The sequence below is a fragment of the Lachnoanaerobaculum sp. OBRC5-5 genome (assembly GCF_000296385.1).
GTDB lineage: Bacteria > Bacillota > Clostridia > Lachnospirales > Lachnospiraceae > Lachnoanaerobaculum.
The window spans coordinates 1,454,302-1,471,107 of record NZ_JH815185.1 but is presented as its reverse complement, the minus strand read 5'-3'; the positions used below and the strand labels follow the sequence as shown (position 1 = coordinate 1,471,107).

Sequence of the window (16,806 nt, the reverse complement as noted above, 5' to 3'; positions counted from 1 at the left end):
AGGTCCTATATTTGTGGTAAAATTAACTTGCAATGAAAAATTTACACACTAATTATTGTAATTCAAAACAAGGATATTTACCACTGTTTCTTTCAGATTGTTTGGATCTGCCGGATCCTGTTTTAACATTTGACAGATTGATGGGAGGAATCGATTTAAACAAGTATCTGACGGATATTCCGAAGTACACAACCGGACGATTCAGATATAATCCGGTCAACATGTTAAAAACAGTACTTTTCGGATTTATGGTTTGAAGCAAACGCAAACAAGTATACCAGGGTATGGAAGAAGGGTATGTAAGAAGGCTACGGAAAAGTTTCGTTACAAGCTTTACGAAAAAATCACTGCGGAGATTGAGGAAATTAATGCAGAAATCGCATGGAGAGGGGGGCAGATCACAACAAACACAAAGTATGTACCGGATTATATGAATGAAATCGTTGAGCAGCCGGTACTTTTATGGGAACCGGATACAAGTACATTTGTTTACGGAAGCGGAAAGCGAAAATCCAAAGAACAGCGCCATTATGAACACTTGACTACTTTCTGTAAGAAACTTCAAGAATACATACAAAAAATTGAAATCTGTGGTCCTGACCGAAACAGTTACTCTAAAACAGATAACTCAGCTACCTTTATGCGTATCAAAAAGGATTACATGGGCAATGATCAGCTTCTGCCGGCATATAATGTACAGATTGGTGTAGCAGATGAATATATTGCAGTTGTTGACGTGAACCATTATCGTTCGTATATGGATTGTTTCGTTCCTTTGATGGATCACTTCAAACAAACTTATGGATTCTATCCCAAATATTCTGTGGCAGATGCCGGATATGGCTCATACAACAATTATATTTTATAAATGTAAAGTTTCATTTGGTTTTAAACAAATCTTACCCTATTAGAGATATTTTCTTTTTCCTTAGGATCCGGTTCTGCTACGATTCCTCCAAAAGGCATTTGTGCAATTAACTTCCATGACTTGGGAACTTCAAACATTTCTTGCACAAGGCTGTCAATTACAGGATTATAGTGCTGTAAGTTTGCACCGATTCCAAGCTCTCTAAGACCTGTCCAGATATTTATTTGCAGCATTCCATTTGCTTGATTTGCCCAAATAGGAAAGTTATCTGCATATGTAGGGAACTTTTCTTGCAGTGCTCTCACAACTTCTTCATCATAAAAATAAAGTATTGTACCTGCTGCAGCCTTAAATCCGTCGATTTTTTCACGAGGAACCTTGCCCTCAAAAGTATCAAATATTCTATCCCAAAGCTCATCCTGTTTCTTATCCATAACTACAAGTACACGAGCACTCTTCATATTAAAGGCATCAGGTACCAGTTCGGTAATCTCTTCAATGACCTTTTTAACTTCGGACTTTGATACCGGAAGTGTTTTGTTTAGATTATAGTAAGTCCTTCTTTGTTTTAAATTATCTATAAGTTTCATAAAATCTCCAATCTATTCCTATATAATAAATATGTATGCAATATGGAATGTCTGATTATTATAGTCTATTTTTTTATTATTTTAAAGTAAGATACTTTTAATATATAAAACCGGGTTTTTATTTTCGGTTTGTGATACAATATAGTTGTTACCATATATGTTGTTTGCATGGAATAAAGGAGGGAAGTATGGAGTTTATAAAAAGGCATAGAAGGTTTCTTATAAATACACTTATCTATATCATTTCTTTTGTTATAATTGTTATTCCTATGGATATGTGGATATATAAGGGATTAAACCTTTATAGGCTGGGAAAAAGTGCGGTTTATGTTTTTGGAATATGGTTTGGCGTATCTGCAATAATTGCCGTTATAAATTATTATGAAAATAAGGATAATAAATGAAGGCGAAGATTTTATGTTTTAACTGACAACTCAAGAAGTTGAGGAACTTTCAAGGTGCAAAAATTTCACCTTGAACAGAGGCGCCAGACGATGGAGTAATATTAAGTACAATCCTTATGCCTTTACTGAACAGGGGATTTATATGCTTATGACTGTATTAAAGGGTGACCTTGCAGTAAGGCAAAGTAGAGCTTTAGTTCGTACTTTTAAACAAATAAAAGACTACATTGTAGAAAATTAAGAAATGTATAACAAGCTAACATGCGTAAAATTGATAAGTTCATTTATCTGAACATATAAAGCTTATACTTATATTAGAAAACATGTAATTTAATGAGGGAGGACTTTGATGGAAAATTTGGAGAATAAAAAAATATACAGATTTAAAAAATTTTTAGGATTCTTGGGATTGTTAGGTTTTTTAGGATTTTTAGGATTTGTATTTGATAATGTAGTATTTTTTCATTTTTTTTGTTTTTATGGTTTTTTTTCATTTTTTTTTGTGAATGATACGCAGAGTATTAAGAATAAAGATGACAAAAGACATACTTTATACAGCGGTATTTTGGCCGTTATATTTACAGCCAATATACTTATAACTAACAGTGGATATATCCATGATAAATACTCGGCTATGACTATTTTAATCAACGTAGCTTTTGCTATAGCCCTAATAGTGAATACTATTATTGAAAAAAGTTGAATGTAGTTGAAGTCGATTTAGTGTTTATTGAGTTTGTACTTATACAATAAAAAACACCGGCATGTCCGGTGTTTCATTGTTTTTAGCTCAGAGCCACATCCAGTGCCATCATCACTGTAAATCCGAAGGCAAATAATATAACTCCTATATTTGAATGTTCTCCTTCACTCATTTCAGGGATAAGTTCCTCTACTACAACATACATCATAGCTCCTGCTGCAAAGCTTAGAAGATATGGCATTACAGGGATAAAAATCTTTGATGCTCCAAGCATTATAAAAGCTGCAATAGGTTCTACCGCACCTGAGAGAATACCGTAGAACAGTGCTTTCATTTTGCTCTCTCCTTCAGCATGAAGGGGCATGGATATTATTGCACCCTCAGGGAAATTTTGAATTGCAATACCCAGAGAGAGCGCAAGAGCGGCTCCTGCAGATATACCTATAGTTCCGTTTAAAAATCCTGCATAAACTATACCGACTGCCATTCCCTCAGGTATGTTGTGAAGAGTTACTGCAAGTACCATCATAGTTGTTCTTGCAAGTTTGCTTTTTCTACCTTCAGCTTCATTCGCATACATATGTAAATGAGGAATTATATGGTCAAGACTCAGCAAGAATAAAGTTCCGAGCCAAAAGCCTACAAATGCCGGAAGAAAGCTGAGCCTGCCTGCACCGGATTCTTCCATCTGTTCAATAGCCGGTATTATAAGACTCCAGACTGATGCGGCCACCATAACACCTGCAGCAAAGCCTGTCAGTGCTCTTTGGACACTTCTGCGCAGTCCGTTTTTCATAAAAAGTACACCGGCCGCACCTAATGATGTACCTATAAAAGGAATAAAAATTCCTTGTATTGCTTCATATAACATAAATACACCTCCTATATTAGATTTATATAAATTTGATTGTGCACTATTAATATATACATATGATAACATTTATAAATACAAATGGCAATATATAAACCTGAAGAATGTATTACTGTATAAATTTTTTGTAATAGCTTATCTCACTTGATATGTTAAATCCCAAGTCTGTATATATTTTATAAGCAGGAGTATTTTCCAAAAGCAGCTGCAAATGAATCTTTGTTTTTCCTATATTATTTAAAAATAAAAGGATTGCCCTCATAGAAAGTTTTCCAAGCCCTTTATTTTGGAACTCCTCATATATACTAAAACTGTGGAAATATATATCACCAACATCAAAGTTAAAAGTATAAAAGCAGAATGATCCTATTTCTTCATCCTTATAATAAATAAAAAAAATGTCATCATCTTCCTCACAAATGTCGATATCGGATATCTCATTGCAGGAATATGTGGATAAGTCAAGCTCCATCATAGTTTCAGTACATTCATAGTCAAATGAAAGCTTTTTTGCACATTCAAGTGCAGGTGAATAGTTTCTTTCGCATATAAAAGAAAGCTCTGTACCGGCCTTTAAATCATCATAAAGGTAGTCTAAAACAGCTTTGAAATAACCTTTTTTTCTGTTATCTACATCTGTAAAAGCTATTATCTCATAAATATTATTATCTATTTCAAATAAAGCCGAAACAGACATAAGATTTTCGCTTTCATAACAGAGATAATATATACATCTTTCATCACTGAAATCAAAATAAAGCGGAAGGTGATACTCCTTATCCTGGGCCTCAACTATGGAATTTATTTGATTTATCATATTTTCTGATAAATCTCTCGTTTTTATTATATTCATGGCAATCTCCAGCCTCTCATTTATTGAAATAATACGGGTATATGTGTTATACTTTTAAAAACATAATTATGCCCAAAGGGCTCTTAGGAGAAAATATGATTGCAAAACTTATTGAAAAAATCAAGCAAACAAATGCCCCTATATGTGTAGGTTTAGATCCGCTTATTTCGCATATACCGGATTATATACTAGATGAGAAGATAAAGAAATACGGAAAAACTACAAAGGCTATAGGAGAAGCTTTCTTTGAGTTCAACAAAGAGATAATTGACAAGACCTATGATCTTATTCCTTCAGTAAAACCTCAGATAGCTATGTATGAGGAGTTCGGTATAGAGGGAATGATTGCTTACCAAAAAAGTGTCGAGTATGCTAAGAAAAAGGGCTTACTTGTTATCGGTGATGCAAAAAGAGGAGATATAGGTTCAACTTCACTTGCTTATGCAAAGGCACATATCGGAGTAAGTGATGTATTGGGCGAAAAAATAGTAGGATTTGATACGGATTTTGTAACTGTAAATCCATATCTCGGTACAGACGGTGTGAAGCCTTTTATAGATGTATGTAACAGTGAGAATAAAGGTATATTTGTACTTGTAAAGACTTCAAATCCTTCAAGCGGTGAATTCCAGGATCAGCTGATAGACGGAACACCTCTTTATGAACTTGTAGCAAAGAAGACCTGTGAATGGGGTGCTATGAGCATGGACGGAAATTATTCAAATGTAGGCGCCGTTGTGGGTGCAACATATCCTAAGATGAGTGCAATACTTAGAGAAAAGATGCCGAATACATTCTTCCTTGTTCCGGGATACGGTGCACAGGGTGGAACAGCCGAGGATTTAAAGCCATGCTTTAATAAAGACGGGCTTGGTGCGGTAGTAAACTCTTCAAGAGGAATCATAGCCGCATATAAGCAGGAAAAATATGCTTCGCTTGAGTTTGGTGATGCGGCAAGAGCGGCCGTAAAGGATATGATAACAGATATAAACAGAGTTTTATAAAGAGAAGTGAAATGACAAAGATAATGGATAATGGGAAGGTACTTTCCCAGGACGAACTGAGTAAAGATATTTATTCGATTTGGATAAAGACAGATATAGCAAAGACCACAAAGCCGGGACAATTTGTAAATGTATATACAAAGGACCCTTCAAAGCTTTTACCAAGACCTATAAGTATATGTGAGGTAGGAAAAGACTCTATAAGGCTTGTGTACAGAGTTACAGGTGAAAATGCCGGAACAAAGGAATTTTCAAACTTAAAAACCGGAGATGATATCAAAGTTTTGGGGCCTCTTGGAAACGGCTTTCCTACAGATTCCAAGTCTACTATCCTTATAGGAGGAGGTATAGGAATACCTCCTATGCTTGAAACTGCAAAGCAGACAGAGGGTGAGAAGATAATTGTACTGGGATTTAGAGACAGTGATACTTTCCTTGCAAATGAACTTGAAAGCTACGGAAAAGTATATATTGCCAGTGAAGACGGAAGTATAGGCACAAAGGGTAATGTACTTGATGCAATAAGAGAAAATAACTTGAGTGCTAAAAGGATTCTTGCCTGCGGACCTACTCCGATGCTTAGAGCTATAAAGAATTATGCGGATGAAAACAATATCGAGTGTTTCCTTTCATTGGAAGAGAAGATGGCATGCGGAATAGGTGCATGTCTTGCTTGTACATGTAAGTCAAGTGATATTGACAGCCACTCCAAGGTAAAAAATAAAAGAGTTTGTACTGAAGGGCCGGTATTTAATGCTTCGGAGGTGGAACTATGATAAATACAAAAGTAAAGATTGCAGGAGTGGAGTTTAAAAATCCTGTGACGGTTGCCAGCGGAACCTTCGGACATGGTGAAGAGTTTGCAGACCTTGTGGATATCAACAGACTCGGTGCGGTGACTACAAAGGGTGTTGCAAATATCCCATGGGAGGGAAATCCTACACCGAGAATTGCGGAAGTCTATGGCGGTATGTTAAATGCTATCGGACTTCAAAACCCGGGAGTTGATACATTTATTGAAAGAGATTTGAAATTCCTTAAAGAAAAGGATACAAAGATAATAGTAAATGTCTGCGGAAGAAGTGTTGAGGACTATATTGAAACCGTTGAAAGACTCTCGGATGAGGATGTGGATATGTTTGAAATCAATATATCCTGTCCTAATGTATCACATGGTGGAATTGCTTTCGGTACAAATATTGAGAGTGTAAGTGAGATCACAAAGCAGATGAAGGCCCATTCAAAGAAGCCTATTATCATGAAGCTTTCACCGAATGTTACAGATATAACTGAGATTGCAAGGGCCGCCGAGGCTGCAGGAAGCGATGCGCTTTCACTTATAAATACAATCACCGGTATGAAGATAGATATAAATAAGAGATGCTTTGCAATAGCAAATAGGACAGGCGGAATGTCAGGACCTGCCATTAAGCCGATTGCTCTCAGAATGGTATATCAGGTGGCAAATGCTGTTAAGATACCTATAATAGGTATGGGAGGTATATCTACTTTTGAGGATGCCATAGAATTTATGCTTGCAGGTGCCACAATGGTAAGTGTTGGAACCGCAAATTTTATAAATCCCAATGCAAGTATTGAGATAGCTGAAGGTATTGAGAAATATCTTGAAAATAACGGATTTAAAGATGTAAACGAGATTATAGGTTTGGTAAAATAAACCTTTGAACGGAGAATTTATGGAAAACTATAAAAAAGAATTTATTGATTTTATGATAGAATGTGAAGTTTTAAAGTTCGGTGATTTTGTGACAAAGAGCGGAAGAAAGACTCCGTTCTTTGTTAATACGGGATTTTACAGAAGCGGAGCACAGCTTAGTAAGCTCGGAAAGTATTACGCAAAGGCTATAAGAAGTGCTTTCGGTGATGATTTCGATATTCTTTTCGGACCTGCATACAAGGGTATTCCTCTCAGTGTTGCAACATCAATGGCACTTGGCGAAGAGGGAGTGGATGTAAAATACTGTTCAAACAGAAAAGAAGTAAAAGATCATGGAGATACAGGCATTTTACTCGGTTCACCTATTAAAGACGGGGATAAGATCGTTATAATCGAGGATGTGACCACAGCGGGAACATCTATTGAGGAGACTTTGCCTATTATAAAGGCACAGGGAAATGTAGATGTGCTCGGTCTTGTAGTAAGTGTGGACAGATGTGAAAGAGGACAGGGTGAGAAGTCCGCACTTGTGGAGATAAGTGAAAAATACGGTATAAAGACTACAGCCATCGTTACAATGAATGAAGTTGTAGAGTATCTTTATAATAAAGAAGTGGGCGGAAGAATTATCATAGATGATAAATTGAAGGCCGCCATAGATGACTACTACAAGATTTACGGAGTAAAATAAAATCCGGCGGAGGAAAGATGGAAAAGACATATAAACTTATGAAATTCTGTGGTGGAGCAGGGATTGCTATCGGTGTGATAATGATAGTTGTAGGTGTTGCTACAGGTGTTATGTCCATTGTAAACGGAGCAAGACTGCTGGCAGGAAAGAAACATATAGAGTTTTAATATGAATAGACTTGGCACTAAGTTTAGATTCATAGGGATGATTTTTTTTATAATATATCTTTTGGTATTATGCTATTTTCTCTTTTTTGCAGAGGCATTTGGAAGAGGAATATCTTTTGAAGCACATGGTTACAATACCACACCTTTCTTTGAGATAAGAAGATATATTGATAATTTTGATAAACTTGGTATGATAACGGTGATGAATCTGGGGGGCAATGTACTCGCTTTCATGCCCTTCGGATTTTTCAGACCGATAATCGGCAGAAGAAAAAATGCGTTTTTCAGGACTTTGATTCAGGGCTGTCTGTTTTCACTTATGGTGGAAGTTATACAGCTTTTGACCAATGTCGGAAGCTTTGATGTGGACGATATTATACTTAATACATTGGGAGTCTTTCTGGGATATATTATTTTTATTCTGTTTAAACTTATCATATGGAGACGGGAATGAGTTTTTTTAAAAAAAAGAGAATAGGAATTCCTTTTAGAAGAGAAGAAAATATTTTGGACTCCGACATATTTTTATCGGCAGAGGACAAGGTCAAGTTTGCTACAAGTAGAAAAGATATGGTCGACTATATGAGACGACCTTTTGCAAAGGATGCAAAATTTGCATTGTTTATGGATATAGTTGCCGTGGTACTGCTTGTTTTTGCAGTAAGAAAAGTGATAGAAAATCAGGGTGCACCAAGTACCCAGGTATCGGCTTTTGCACTTTGTTCATTTCTGTTTGCGGCGGCGGGATTTTATTATTCGCTGAAATCTTTTAAACAGGGAACGGCCAGGAAATCACTTTCGGTGATTACTGCAATAATTGGAGGAGTTTTATTTTTACTATGGTTTATGATATTTATTCTTGGGATAGCAGGCTGATAGTAGAGAGAATAAATTTGGCAATGGAGAGAATTTCTCAGATAAAATCTGAGAAAGATATCAGATTTGGTGAATTTTTCTTGAAACTCTCAAGCTTTTTGGAACAGGTAAATGATTTGAGAATAAAAAGAGATACGGGAGAGTTTGAAAAGCAAAGTTTTGAAGAACTTAACATATCTCAAAATGAACTTTTTTATGATTTAAAAGAGGAAAACTATGATACATCCGTATACAATCCGGATGTATTGGAGAAGCTTTGTGACAAGGAGTTTGTGTCACCGCTTTTAAGCCTTGCTTTTGAGGTAAGAGCTGCACTTATAACAGTATTTGAGGGAGACCTTGAAGGATTTGTCAATATTTTGGAACTGTTTTTACAGGTATACGGTATATGCCTTGAGGGAGGAGATGCCAAGGAAGTCTCTGAGGCTGTTTATTGGTACGCTTCAGACTATCTTGATATTACAGCCAGAAAAAAGATAATAGAAAGCTTCACTACTTCCAATAGATTTTTTTATAACATAATTATGAATGATGATCTGTCCGATCTTAGATATCTTTTTAAATTCGGAGAATACATCGGTGAGAATGAGATAAAAACCGCAAAATACCTTAATTCGCTTGATACGGATACTGTCAGACTGTGTGCAAAAACTTTTGTGGACGGATATAGGGACGGTTTTATTGCAATGCAAAAGGATATATCAAAGAGGAGTATTGTATCTTTGATATATCGCATCGGATTTGAGAGAATCGTAAAAGAAGCCGTTATACTCTTTGAAGATATGGGCTTTGAGGTTGTGCTTGACAGAAAGCCTTACAGACTTGCCGATATGTCACATATCAGAAATCGAGGCATCTGCAGTGGCGGTGTAAACAGACAGTTTGAGTACGACCACAAGTATGATATGAATATCTTTACAAAGAAGGCATATCTTGACAGAAAATATGAGATAAGCAAGCAGACATTTGAAGAAATAAAGGAAAATATGGCTCGCTACGGTGGTCCTGCATTGATGGATGCATTCGGTGACACTGAATTTTTGCCTGTAAAGAAAACTTCTGCAAATTCATTTGTTGAAAAGCAGAATAATTTGATGAACAATTACAGAAATGATATGATGCTTTTACAGGATGAGTATATAGATACTTCAGGTACCGCATTCTGTATTATTGCATGGCCTCTTCCAAGTATTGCAAAGGAGCCGGAGGTTTATTCAAATATATTTGATGATATTATCAGAATAAATACTTTGGATGCCGGCAAATATAAAGAAGCGCAGCAAAAGATTATAGATGCCCTTGATAAGGCCGATACTGTAAGAGTCATCGGAGGTAAGGATAATAAGACGGATCTTACTATAAAGCTTCATGAGTTAAATGATCCTTCCAAGGAAACTAATTTTGAAAACTGTGGAGCGGATGTAAATATTCCTGTCGGTGAAGTGTTTACATCACCTGTACTTGAAGGAACAAACGGTACACTTTTTGTTAAGGATGTTTTTTTGGCAGGATATCATTTAAAGAATCTTTGCATAACCGTAAAAAACGGTATGATAGAGGATTATATCTGTGAGAACTTTGAGACAAGAGATGACAACAGAAGAATGGTTGAAGACTCCATCTTAAAGGGACATAAGTCTTTACCTATGGGAGAGTTTGCCATAGGTACAAATGTGGTGGCTTATAATGTGGCAAAGAAGTATGACATTTTTGAAAAAATGCCTATTTTGATTGCTGAAAAAATGGGTCCTCATTTTGCATTCGGAGATACATGCTATTCACATGATGAAGAAAATGTTTCTTACAATCCTGACGGCAAGGCTATTATTGCCAGAGATAATGAATGCTCTATAAAGAGAAAGACAGATATCAAGAGCGCATATTTTAATTGTCACACAGACATTACAATCCCTTTGGTTGAGCTTGGGGATATCTATACAAATGAACCTGACGGTACAAATACTTATATTATCAAAGACGGCAGATTTGTGCTTGAGGGCAGTGAAATATTGAACGAATAAAGAAATCCATAGGCTTTGTTTTACAAATTATTTTGTAAAACAAAGCCTATGGTTGGTTATACAATAATATTATTTTTCACAATGGAGGTAAGTATGGTTGAGGTTGCTATAGTTATGGGAAGCGATTCGGATTTGAATGTTATGAGAGCCGCCGGAGATTTCCTAAAAGAAATGGGTGTGGAATATGAATATAATATCATTTCAGCACACAGAGAGCCAGATATTTTCTTTGCATGGGCAAGAGATTTAAAGAAAAGGGGAATAAAGACTGTAATAGCAGGTGCGGGAAAGGCGGCGCATCTTCCGGGAATGTGTGCGGCACTCACTCCGCTTCCTGTAATAGGTGTACCGATAAAGACTTCGGATCTTGGCGGTGTGGATTCACTATACTCTATAGTCCAAATGCCGGGAGGAATCCCCGTAGCAACCGTAGCGATAAACGGAGCAAAAAATGCGGGAATACTTGCAACAAAGATACTTGCCTTAAGTAATGAAGAGCTTTTTGATAAACTTGAAAAATTCAGCGACAGCATGGCTAAAGAGGTGGAAGCCAAGGATAAAAGATTAAAAGATGTGGGAGTTGATACTTTTTTGAAAGGCTGATTCCTATAATTTCAGTTCTTTCTTCTTTGTATAGTTGTTTTTGTTTTGTATATTGGAGGTAATATGGATTACAAGAGTGCCGGCGTGGATATTGAAGCAGGTTATAAGGCGGTTGAGTTGATGAAGCAGCATGTAAAGGCTACTATGAGACCGGAAGTCCTTGGAGGACTTGGAGGTTTTTCAGGAGCGTTTTCTTTAAGTAAGATAAAGAATATGCAAGAACCTGTTCTTTTATCCGGAACTGACGGAGTGGGAACAAAGCTTAAACTGGCCTTTTTAACGGATAAACATGACAGTATAGGTATTGACTGTGTAGCTATGTGTGTGAATGATGTGGCCTGTGCAGGCGGTGAACCGCTGTTTTTCCTTGATTATATAGCCTGTGGAAAAAACGATCCCGAAAAAATAGCAACTATTGTAAAAGGTGTGGCGGACGGATGTATACAGTCGGGAGCAGCACTTATAGGTGGTGAAACTGCAGAAATGCCGGGATTTTATCCTGTAGATGAATACGATTTGGCAGGCTTTTGTGTGGGTGTTTCCGACAAATGCGATCTTATTGACGGAAAAGATTTAAAGGCAGGAGATATTTTGATAGGTATTGCTTCAAGCGGTGTACATTCAAACGGATTTTCTTTGGTAAGAAAAGTTTTTGATATGACAAAGGAAGCCTTGGATACCTATTATGATGAACTTGGGAAAACTTTGGGAGAAGCACTTTTGGCACCTACAAAAATATATGTGAAGGCACTTAAAGCTGTAAGAGATAAAAACATAAAGATAAAAGCCTGCTCACATATTACAGGTGGAGGATTCTATGAAAACATTCCGAGAATGCTTATTGAAGATACTAAAGCTGTGGTAAGAAAAGACTCCTATGAAATACCGGCTATATTCAAACTTATGGCAAAGACAGGTGATATCAAAGAAGAGATGATGTACAATACCTTCAATATGGGACTCGGAATGGTGATAGCGGTTGATAAGTCTGATGTATCAAAAACGCTTGAAGCACTGAAGTCTTCAGGAGAGTCGGCATATGAAATCGGATACATAGAAAAAGGAACAAAGGGAATAGAGCTTATATAAAGGAGCAACTATGTTTGATATTGTATGTCTGGTTTCGGGAGGCGGAACCAATCTTGCCGCAATTATAAAAGAAATAGAAGAAAAACGGATAAAAAATGTAAGAATAAAAGCCGTTATATCAAATAACGGTGATGCATATGCCTTGGAGAGAGCAAAAAATGCAGGAATAGATGCAAAATGTATATCACCTAAAAACTTTTCAAACAGAGATGAGTTTGATAAGGCATTACTTGATGAACTGAAAATGCTTAATCCGGATTTGATAGTACTGGCAGGCTTTTTGGTAAATATATCGGAGGATATAGTAAAAGCTTTTGAAAATAAGATAATAAATATTCATCCTTCCTTGATTCCTAGTTTTTGCGGTAAAGGCTACTATGGATTGAAAGTTCATGAAGCCGCATTAAAAAGAGGGGTTAAGGTAACGGGAGCCACAGTACATTTTGTAGATGCCGGAATAGATACCGGCAGGATAATAATTCAAAAGGCCGTGGATGTTCACCCGAAAGATGATGCAAAGTCATTACAGAAGAGGGTGATGGAAGAGGCTGAATGGATTATTTTACCTGAAGCTATTGAAAAAATTGCAAATGGAGAGAGCTTATGAAGATTTTAGTAGTAGGTGGAGGCGGCAGAGAGCATGCCATAGTTAAGAAATTATCCGAGAGCAAAAGGAACCCCGAAATTTATGTGGCTCCGGGTAATGCAGGTACGGAAGATATTGCAACAAATGTAGCAATATCGGTTATGGATTTTAAAGCTCTGACAGACTTTGCAAAGAAAGAAAAAATAGATTTAACGATTATCGGAATGGATGATCCTCTTGTAAAAGGTATAGTGGATTGCTTTGAAGCCGAAGGACTTAGAGTATTCGGACCGAGAAAGAATGCCGCAATACTGGAGGGGTCAAAGGCTTTCTCAAAAGACCTTATGAAAAAGTATGATATTCCTACAGCCGGATATGAAAACTTCAGTGACCCGAAAGAGGCCATGAAGTATCTTGAAAATGTCAAATACCCTATAGTACTTAAGGCTGACGGCTTGGCACTAGGAAAGGGTGTGTTGATTTGTAAGGATAAGAGTGAGGCGATATCGGGAATAGAGGAGCTGATGACCAAAAAATCCTTTGGAGATGCAGGAAATACCATCGTTATAGAAGAATTCTTAGAGGGAAGAGAAGTCAGCGTACTGTCTTTTGTTGACGGAAAGCACTATGCACTTATGACTTCGGCACAGGATCATAAAAGAGCCAAGGACGGTGATGAGGGACTTAATACCGGAGGTATGGGAACTTTCAGTCCAAGTCCCTTTTATACTGAAGAAATAGATAAGTATTGTAAGGAACATATTTATCAAAAAACTGTGGATGCTATGAGAGCCGAGGGCAGAGAGTTTAAAGGTATAATTTTCTATGGACTGATGCTTACAGATAAAGGGGTAAAGGTACTTGAGTACAATGCAAGATTCGGAGACCCTGAAACTCAGGTAGTACTTCCTAGAATGGAAAATGATATCATAGATGTTTTTGAAGCCTGTATTGACGGAACTTTGGATAAAATCGAGCTTAAATTTGAGAACAATGCCGCAGTTTGTGTTGTACTGGCAAGTGAAGGCTATCCGCTTGAGTATGAAAAGGGAAAGAAGATAAGCGGATTTGAAAATTTTAAGGATAGAGACGATTTATACTGCTTCCATGCAGGTACAAAAAGGGACGGAGCTGATATAGTTACAAACGGAGGCAGAGTCCTTGGAATTACCGCCAAGGCATCCACGCTAAAAGATGCAAGAAAAAAGGTTTATGAAGCAACAAAACTTGTGGATTTTGAAAACAAGTATATGAGAAATGATATCGGTATAAGTATACTTGACAACGATTGACACGGTAGTTTGTATTTGTTAGACTAATGAGAAAAAAGTAATAGAAACTGCATTGAATCGCAGAGGCGTTCAATGTGTATCCGGCAAAAAAGGAGAAAAACCATGGCAAGGATCATAGGTGAAGGCATCACATTTGATGATGTACTATTGCAACCGGCATATTCAGAAGTTATAGGAAATCAAATTGATATTTCTACATATTTAACAAAGAATATTAAATTAAATATTCCTTTGATGAGTGCAGGAATGGATACTGTTACAGAACATAGAATGGCTATAGCTATGGCCAGACAGGGCGGAATCGGAATTATTCATAAAAATATGAGTATTGAAGAGCAGGCACAGGAAGTTGATAAGGTAAAGAGATCGGAAAACGGAGTTATTACAGATCCTTTCTATCTTTCACCAAAGCATACACTTTCAGATGCCAATGAGCTGATGGCAAAGTATAGAATCTCAGGGGTTCCGATAACGGAAGGGAAAAAGCTTGTAGGTATTATTACAAACAGAGATTTAAAATTTGAGGAGGATTATACAAAGAAAATATCCGAGTGTATGACAAAAGATAATCTGGTTACGGCGCTTGAAGGTACTACTTTGGATGAGGCCAAGAAAATACTGGCACATGCCCGTGTAGAGAAGCTTCCTATAGTGGATAAGGACGGTAATCTCAAAGGGCTGATTACAATAAAAGATATAGAAAAGCAGATAAAGTATCCTAATTCAGCCAAGGATTCTCAAGGAAGACTGCTTTGCGGAGCCGCACTTGGAATTACAGGAAATGTACTTGAAAGATGTGAAGCTCTTGTAAATGCAAAGGTGGATGTTGTGGTACTTGATTCGGCACATGGACATTCCAAAAACGTAATTGACTGTATAAAGGCAATTAAGGAAAAATATCCGGATTTACCTGTTATAGCCGGAAATGTGGCAACAGGTGAGGCTACAAAAACACTTATTGAAGCAGGGGCGGACTGTGTAAAGGTCGGCATAGGACCCGGGTCCATCTGTACCACAAGAGTTGTTGCAGGTATAGGTGTACCGCAAATCAGTGCAATAATGAATTGCTATGCTGTGGCAAAAGAGTATAATATACCTATAATTGCAGATGGAGGAATCAAATTTTCAGGTGATATTACAAAGGCATTGGCGGCAGGCGGAAATGTATGTATGATGGGTTCGCTTTTTGCGGGATGTGATGAATCACCGGGAGACTTTGAATTATATCAGGGTAGAAAATATAAAGTTTATCGTGGTATGGGATCTCTTGCGGCTATGGAAAAAGGCAGTAAGGACAGATATTTCCAGACAGATGCTAAAAAACTTGTACCTGAGGGAGTAGAAGGAAGAGTGGCATATAAGGGACTTGTGGAAGATACCGTATTCCAGCTGCTTGGAGGACTCAGATCGGGTATGGGATATTGTGGAGCGAAGGATATAAAGACTCTTCAGGAAACTTCGGAATTTATAAAAATAAGTGCCGCATCCTTAAAAGAGAGTCATCCTCATGATATCCATATAACAAAAGAAGCACCGAATTATTCATCGGAAGATAACTAAAAAATAAACATAAGGGGGATACAAGATGAATGCAACATTAGTGGTTATGGCGGCCGGTATCGGCTCAAGATTTGGCGGAGGCATAAAGCAATTGGCACCGGTAGGGCCAAACGGTGAGATTATTATGGATTATTCCATATATGATGCGAAGGAAGCAGGATTTAATAAAGTTGTATTTATAATCCGTCATGATTTGGAGAAAGATTTTAAAGAAATCATCGGGGACAGAGTAAAGAAATATATAGATGTGGATTATGCTTTTCAGGATCTTAACGATTTGCCGGAAGGATTTGAATGTCCGAAAGAAAGAAGCAAGCCATGGGGAACAGGTCAGGCGTTGCTTTCTGTAAAAGGCATTGTAAATGAACCTTTTGTAGTAATAAATGCGGATGATTATTACGGAAAAGAAGGCTTTAAAGTAATATATGACTACATGGCAAATAAGATGGACAAAAACAGCAAAAAGCTCGATCTGTGTATGGCAGGCTTTGTACTTAAGAATACTCTCTCAGACAATGGCGGAGTTACAAGAGGAGTATGTAAGGTCGATGCAAACAATAAGCTCGCCGATGTGACAGAGACCTTTGAGATTGAAGTAAAAGACGGGGTATTAAATGCTGTAGATGAAAACGGTAATAAAAGAGATGTAAATCTTGATGATATTGTTTCCATGAATATGTGGGGACTCACACCTGAATTTCTTGATATTTTGGAAGACGGTTTTCCGAAGTTCCTTGGCAGCATGACAAATGAGTTGAAAAATGAGTACTTATTGCCTTCAGTAATAGATGAAGCAATCAAGTCAGACAAAATCAGCGTGGAAGTATTAAAGAGCCATGACAAGTGGTTCGGAGTAACATATAAGGAAGATAAGGAGATTGTTGTTAATTCAATAAGAGCCTTAGTAGATAAGGGAGTTTACCCTGAGAAAATTTTTGATTAAGAGGAAT

At 37.1% G+C, this 16,806-nt stretch carries 21 protein-coding genes and 1 pseudogene; 19 read left to right on the top strand and 3 right to left on the bottom strand.

Annotated elements, in window-relative coordinates:
- The first annotated feature begins 32 nt into the window (after positions 1 to 32).
- Together HMPREF1135_RS14135 and HMPREF1135_RS06980 are read left to right on the top strand one after the other, a co-directional pair.
- On the top strand, positions 33 to 257 hold the full coding sequence (locus HMPREF1135_RS14135; RefSeq protein ID WP_242824844.1) for a hypothetical protein: 225 nt from the start codon (positions 33 to 35) through the stop codon (positions 255 to 257).
- Positions 254 to 868 (top strand): hypothetical protein, encoded by a 615-nt coding sequence (locus HMPREF1135_RS06980; RefSeq protein WP_007593518.1) that lies wholly within the window; start codon positions 254 to 256, stop codon positions 866 to 868. Before HMPREF1135_RS14135 ends, HMPREF1135_RS06980 begins: the two co-directional genes overlap by 4 nt.
- A 20-nt stretch (positions 869 to 888) precedes the next feature.
- Here HMPREF1135_RS06980 and HMPREF1135_RS06975 read toward each other — a convergent pair whose 3' ends face one another.
- Complete coding sequence (locus HMPREF1135_RS06975) at positions 889 to 1,458, bottom strand: nitroreductase family protein (RefSeq protein WP_007593517.1); 570 nt, start codon at positions 1,456 to 1,458, stop codon at positions 889 to 891.
- Between the two features lie 188 nt (positions 1,459 to 1,646).
- On the opposite strand from HMPREF1135_RS06975, the gene HMPREF1135_RS06970 reads away from it, so the two are divergent.
- The 3 genes and pseudogenes from HMPREF1135_RS06970 (at position 1,647) to HMPREF1135_RS06965 (ending at position 2,565) form a co-directional block, all read left to right on the top strand.
- Positions 1,647 to 1,862 (top strand): hypothetical protein, encoded by a 216-nt coding sequence (locus tag HMPREF1135_RS06970; protein WP_007593516.1) that lies wholly within the window; start codon positions 1,647 to 1,649, stop codon positions 1,860 to 1,862.
- Between the two features lie 22 nt (positions 1,863 to 1,884).
- Positions 1,885 to 2,100 (top strand): annotated as a pseudogene (locus HMPREF1135_RS13715) (ORF6N domain-containing protein); the annotation flags it as partial.
- Positions 2,101 to 2,211: 111 nt separating this feature from the next.
- Entirely contained in the window at positions 2,212 to 2,565 is a 354-nt protein-coding gene (locus HMPREF1135_RS06965; protein ID WP_007593515.1) for a DUF3796 domain-containing protein, read from the top strand.
- 82 nt (positions 2,566 to 2,647) lie between these two features.
- On the opposite strand, the gene HMPREF1135_RS06960 is transcribed toward HMPREF1135_RS06965, so the two are convergent.
- Both HMPREF1135_RS06960 and HMPREF1135_RS06955 read right to left on the bottom strand, forming a co-directional pair.
- Positions 2,648 to 3,436: a ZIP family metal transporter gene (locus tag HMPREF1135_RS06960; RefSeq protein WP_007593513.1), complete on the bottom strand. Its 789-nt coding sequence runs from the start codon at positions 3,434 to 3,436 to the stop codon at positions 2,648 to 2,650.
- 109 nt (positions 3,437 to 3,545) lie between these two features.
- The gene (locus HMPREF1135_RS06955; protein ID WP_007593512.1) at positions 3,546 to 4,289 is read right to left on the bottom strand and encodes a GNAT family N-acetyltransferase; all 744 of its coding nucleotides are present in this window, start codon (positions 4,287 to 4,289) and stop codon (positions 3,546 to 3,548) included.
- 95 nt (positions 4,290 to 4,384) lie between these two features.
- Between HMPREF1135_RS06955 and pyrF the strand changes: the two genes are divergently transcribed.
- The 14 genes from pyrF (at position 4,385) to HMPREF1135_RS06885 (ending at position 16,799) form a co-directional block, all read left to right on the top strand.
- Positions 4,385 to 5,293 (top strand): orotidine-5'-phosphate decarboxylase, encoded by a 909-nt coding sequence (gene pyrF / locus HMPREF1135_RS06950; RefSeq protein WP_007593511.1) that lies wholly within the window; start codon positions 4,385 to 4,387, stop codon positions 5,291 to 5,293.
- 11 nt (positions 5,294 to 5,304) lie between these two features.
- A complete protein-coding gene (locus tag HMPREF1135_RS06945; protein ID WP_007593510.1) occupies positions 5,305 to 6,069 on the top strand; it encodes a dihydroorotate dehydrogenase electron transfer subunit in 765 nt (254 codons plus the stop codon).
- Positions 6,066 to 6,971, top strand: a complete 906-nt coding sequence (locus HMPREF1135_RS06940; RefSeq protein ID WP_007593509.1) for a dihydroorotate dehydrogenase — start codon at positions 6,066 to 6,068, stop codon at positions 6,969 to 6,971. Before HMPREF1135_RS06945 ends, HMPREF1135_RS06940 begins: the two co-directional genes overlap by 4 nt.
- A gap of 19 nt (positions 6,972 to 6,990) precedes the next feature.
- Positions 6,991 to 7,662: an orotate phosphoribosyltransferase gene (gene pyrE, locus HMPREF1135_RS06935; protein ID WP_007593507.1), complete on the top strand. Its 672-nt coding sequence runs from the start codon at positions 6,991 to 6,993 to the stop codon at positions 7,660 to 7,662.
- A gap of 17 nt (positions 7,663 to 7,679) precedes the next feature.
- Positions 7,680 to 7,829: a hypothetical protein gene (locus HMPREF1135_RS14025; RefSeq protein WP_007593505.1), complete on the top strand. Its 150-nt coding sequence runs from the start codon at positions 7,680 to 7,682 to the stop codon at positions 7,827 to 7,829.
- Position 7,830: 1 nt separating this feature from the next.
- Entirely contained in the window at positions 7,831 to 8,283 is a 453-nt protein-coding gene (locus HMPREF1135_RS06925) for a VanZ family protein (RefSeq protein WP_007593503.1), read from the top strand.
- Positions 8,280 to 8,705 carry a hypothetical protein gene (locus tag HMPREF1135_RS06920; RefSeq protein WP_007593501.1) on the top strand — a complete coding sequence of 142 codons (426 nt, stop codon included), beginning with the start codon at positions 8,280 to 8,282 and terminating at the stop codon, positions 8,703 to 8,705. The genes HMPREF1135_RS06925 and HMPREF1135_RS06920 overlap by 4 nt, the downstream gene beginning before the upstream one ends.
- Positions 8,669 to 10,726 carry an aminopeptidase gene (locus tag HMPREF1135_RS06915; protein ID WP_007593499.1) on the top strand — a complete coding sequence of 686 codons (2,058 nt, stop codon included), beginning with the start codon at positions 8,669 to 8,671 and terminating at the stop codon, positions 10,724 to 10,726. The genes HMPREF1135_RS06920 and HMPREF1135_RS06915 overlap by 37 nt, the downstream gene beginning before the upstream one ends.
- Before the next feature lie 93 nt (positions 10,727 to 10,819).
- Positions 10,820 to 11,329 (top strand): 5-(carboxyamino)imidazole ribonucleotide mutase, encoded by a 510-nt coding sequence (gene purE / locus HMPREF1135_RS06910; protein ID WP_007593497.1) that lies wholly within the window; start codon positions 10,820 to 10,822, stop codon positions 11,327 to 11,329.
- Between the two features lie 63 nt (positions 11,330 to 11,392).
- A complete protein-coding gene (gene purM, locus HMPREF1135_RS06905; RefSeq protein ID WP_007593495.1) occupies positions 11,393 to 12,418 on the top strand; it encodes a phosphoribosylformylglycinamidine cyclo-ligase in 1,026 nt (341 codons plus the stop codon).
- A 10-nt stretch (positions 12,419 to 12,428) separates the two neighbouring features.
- Entirely contained in the window at positions 12,429 to 13,025 is a 597-nt protein-coding gene (gene purN, locus HMPREF1135_RS06900; protein WP_007593494.1) for a phosphoribosylglycinamide formyltransferase, read from the top strand.
- Positions 13,022 to 14,296: a phosphoribosylamine--glycine ligase gene (gene purD, locus HMPREF1135_RS06895; protein WP_007593488.1), complete on the top strand. Its 1,275-nt coding sequence runs from the start codon at positions 13,022 to 13,024 to the stop codon at positions 14,294 to 14,296. The genes purN and purD overlap by 4 nt, the downstream gene beginning before the upstream one ends.
- A 102-nt stretch (positions 14,297 to 14,398) precedes the next feature.
- A complete protein-coding gene (gene guaB / locus HMPREF1135_RS06890; RefSeq protein WP_007593486.1) occupies positions 14,399 to 15,856 on the top strand; it encodes an IMP dehydrogenase in 1,458 nt (485 codons plus the stop codon).
- A gap of 25 nt (positions 15,857 to 15,881) precedes the next feature.
- Complete coding sequence (locus HMPREF1135_RS06885; RefSeq protein ID WP_007593485.1) at positions 15,882 to 16,799, top strand: nucleotidyltransferase family protein; 918 nt, start codon at positions 15,882 to 15,884, stop codon at positions 16,797 to 16,799.
- The last annotated feature ends 7 nt before the right edge of the window (positions 16,800 to 16,806 follow it).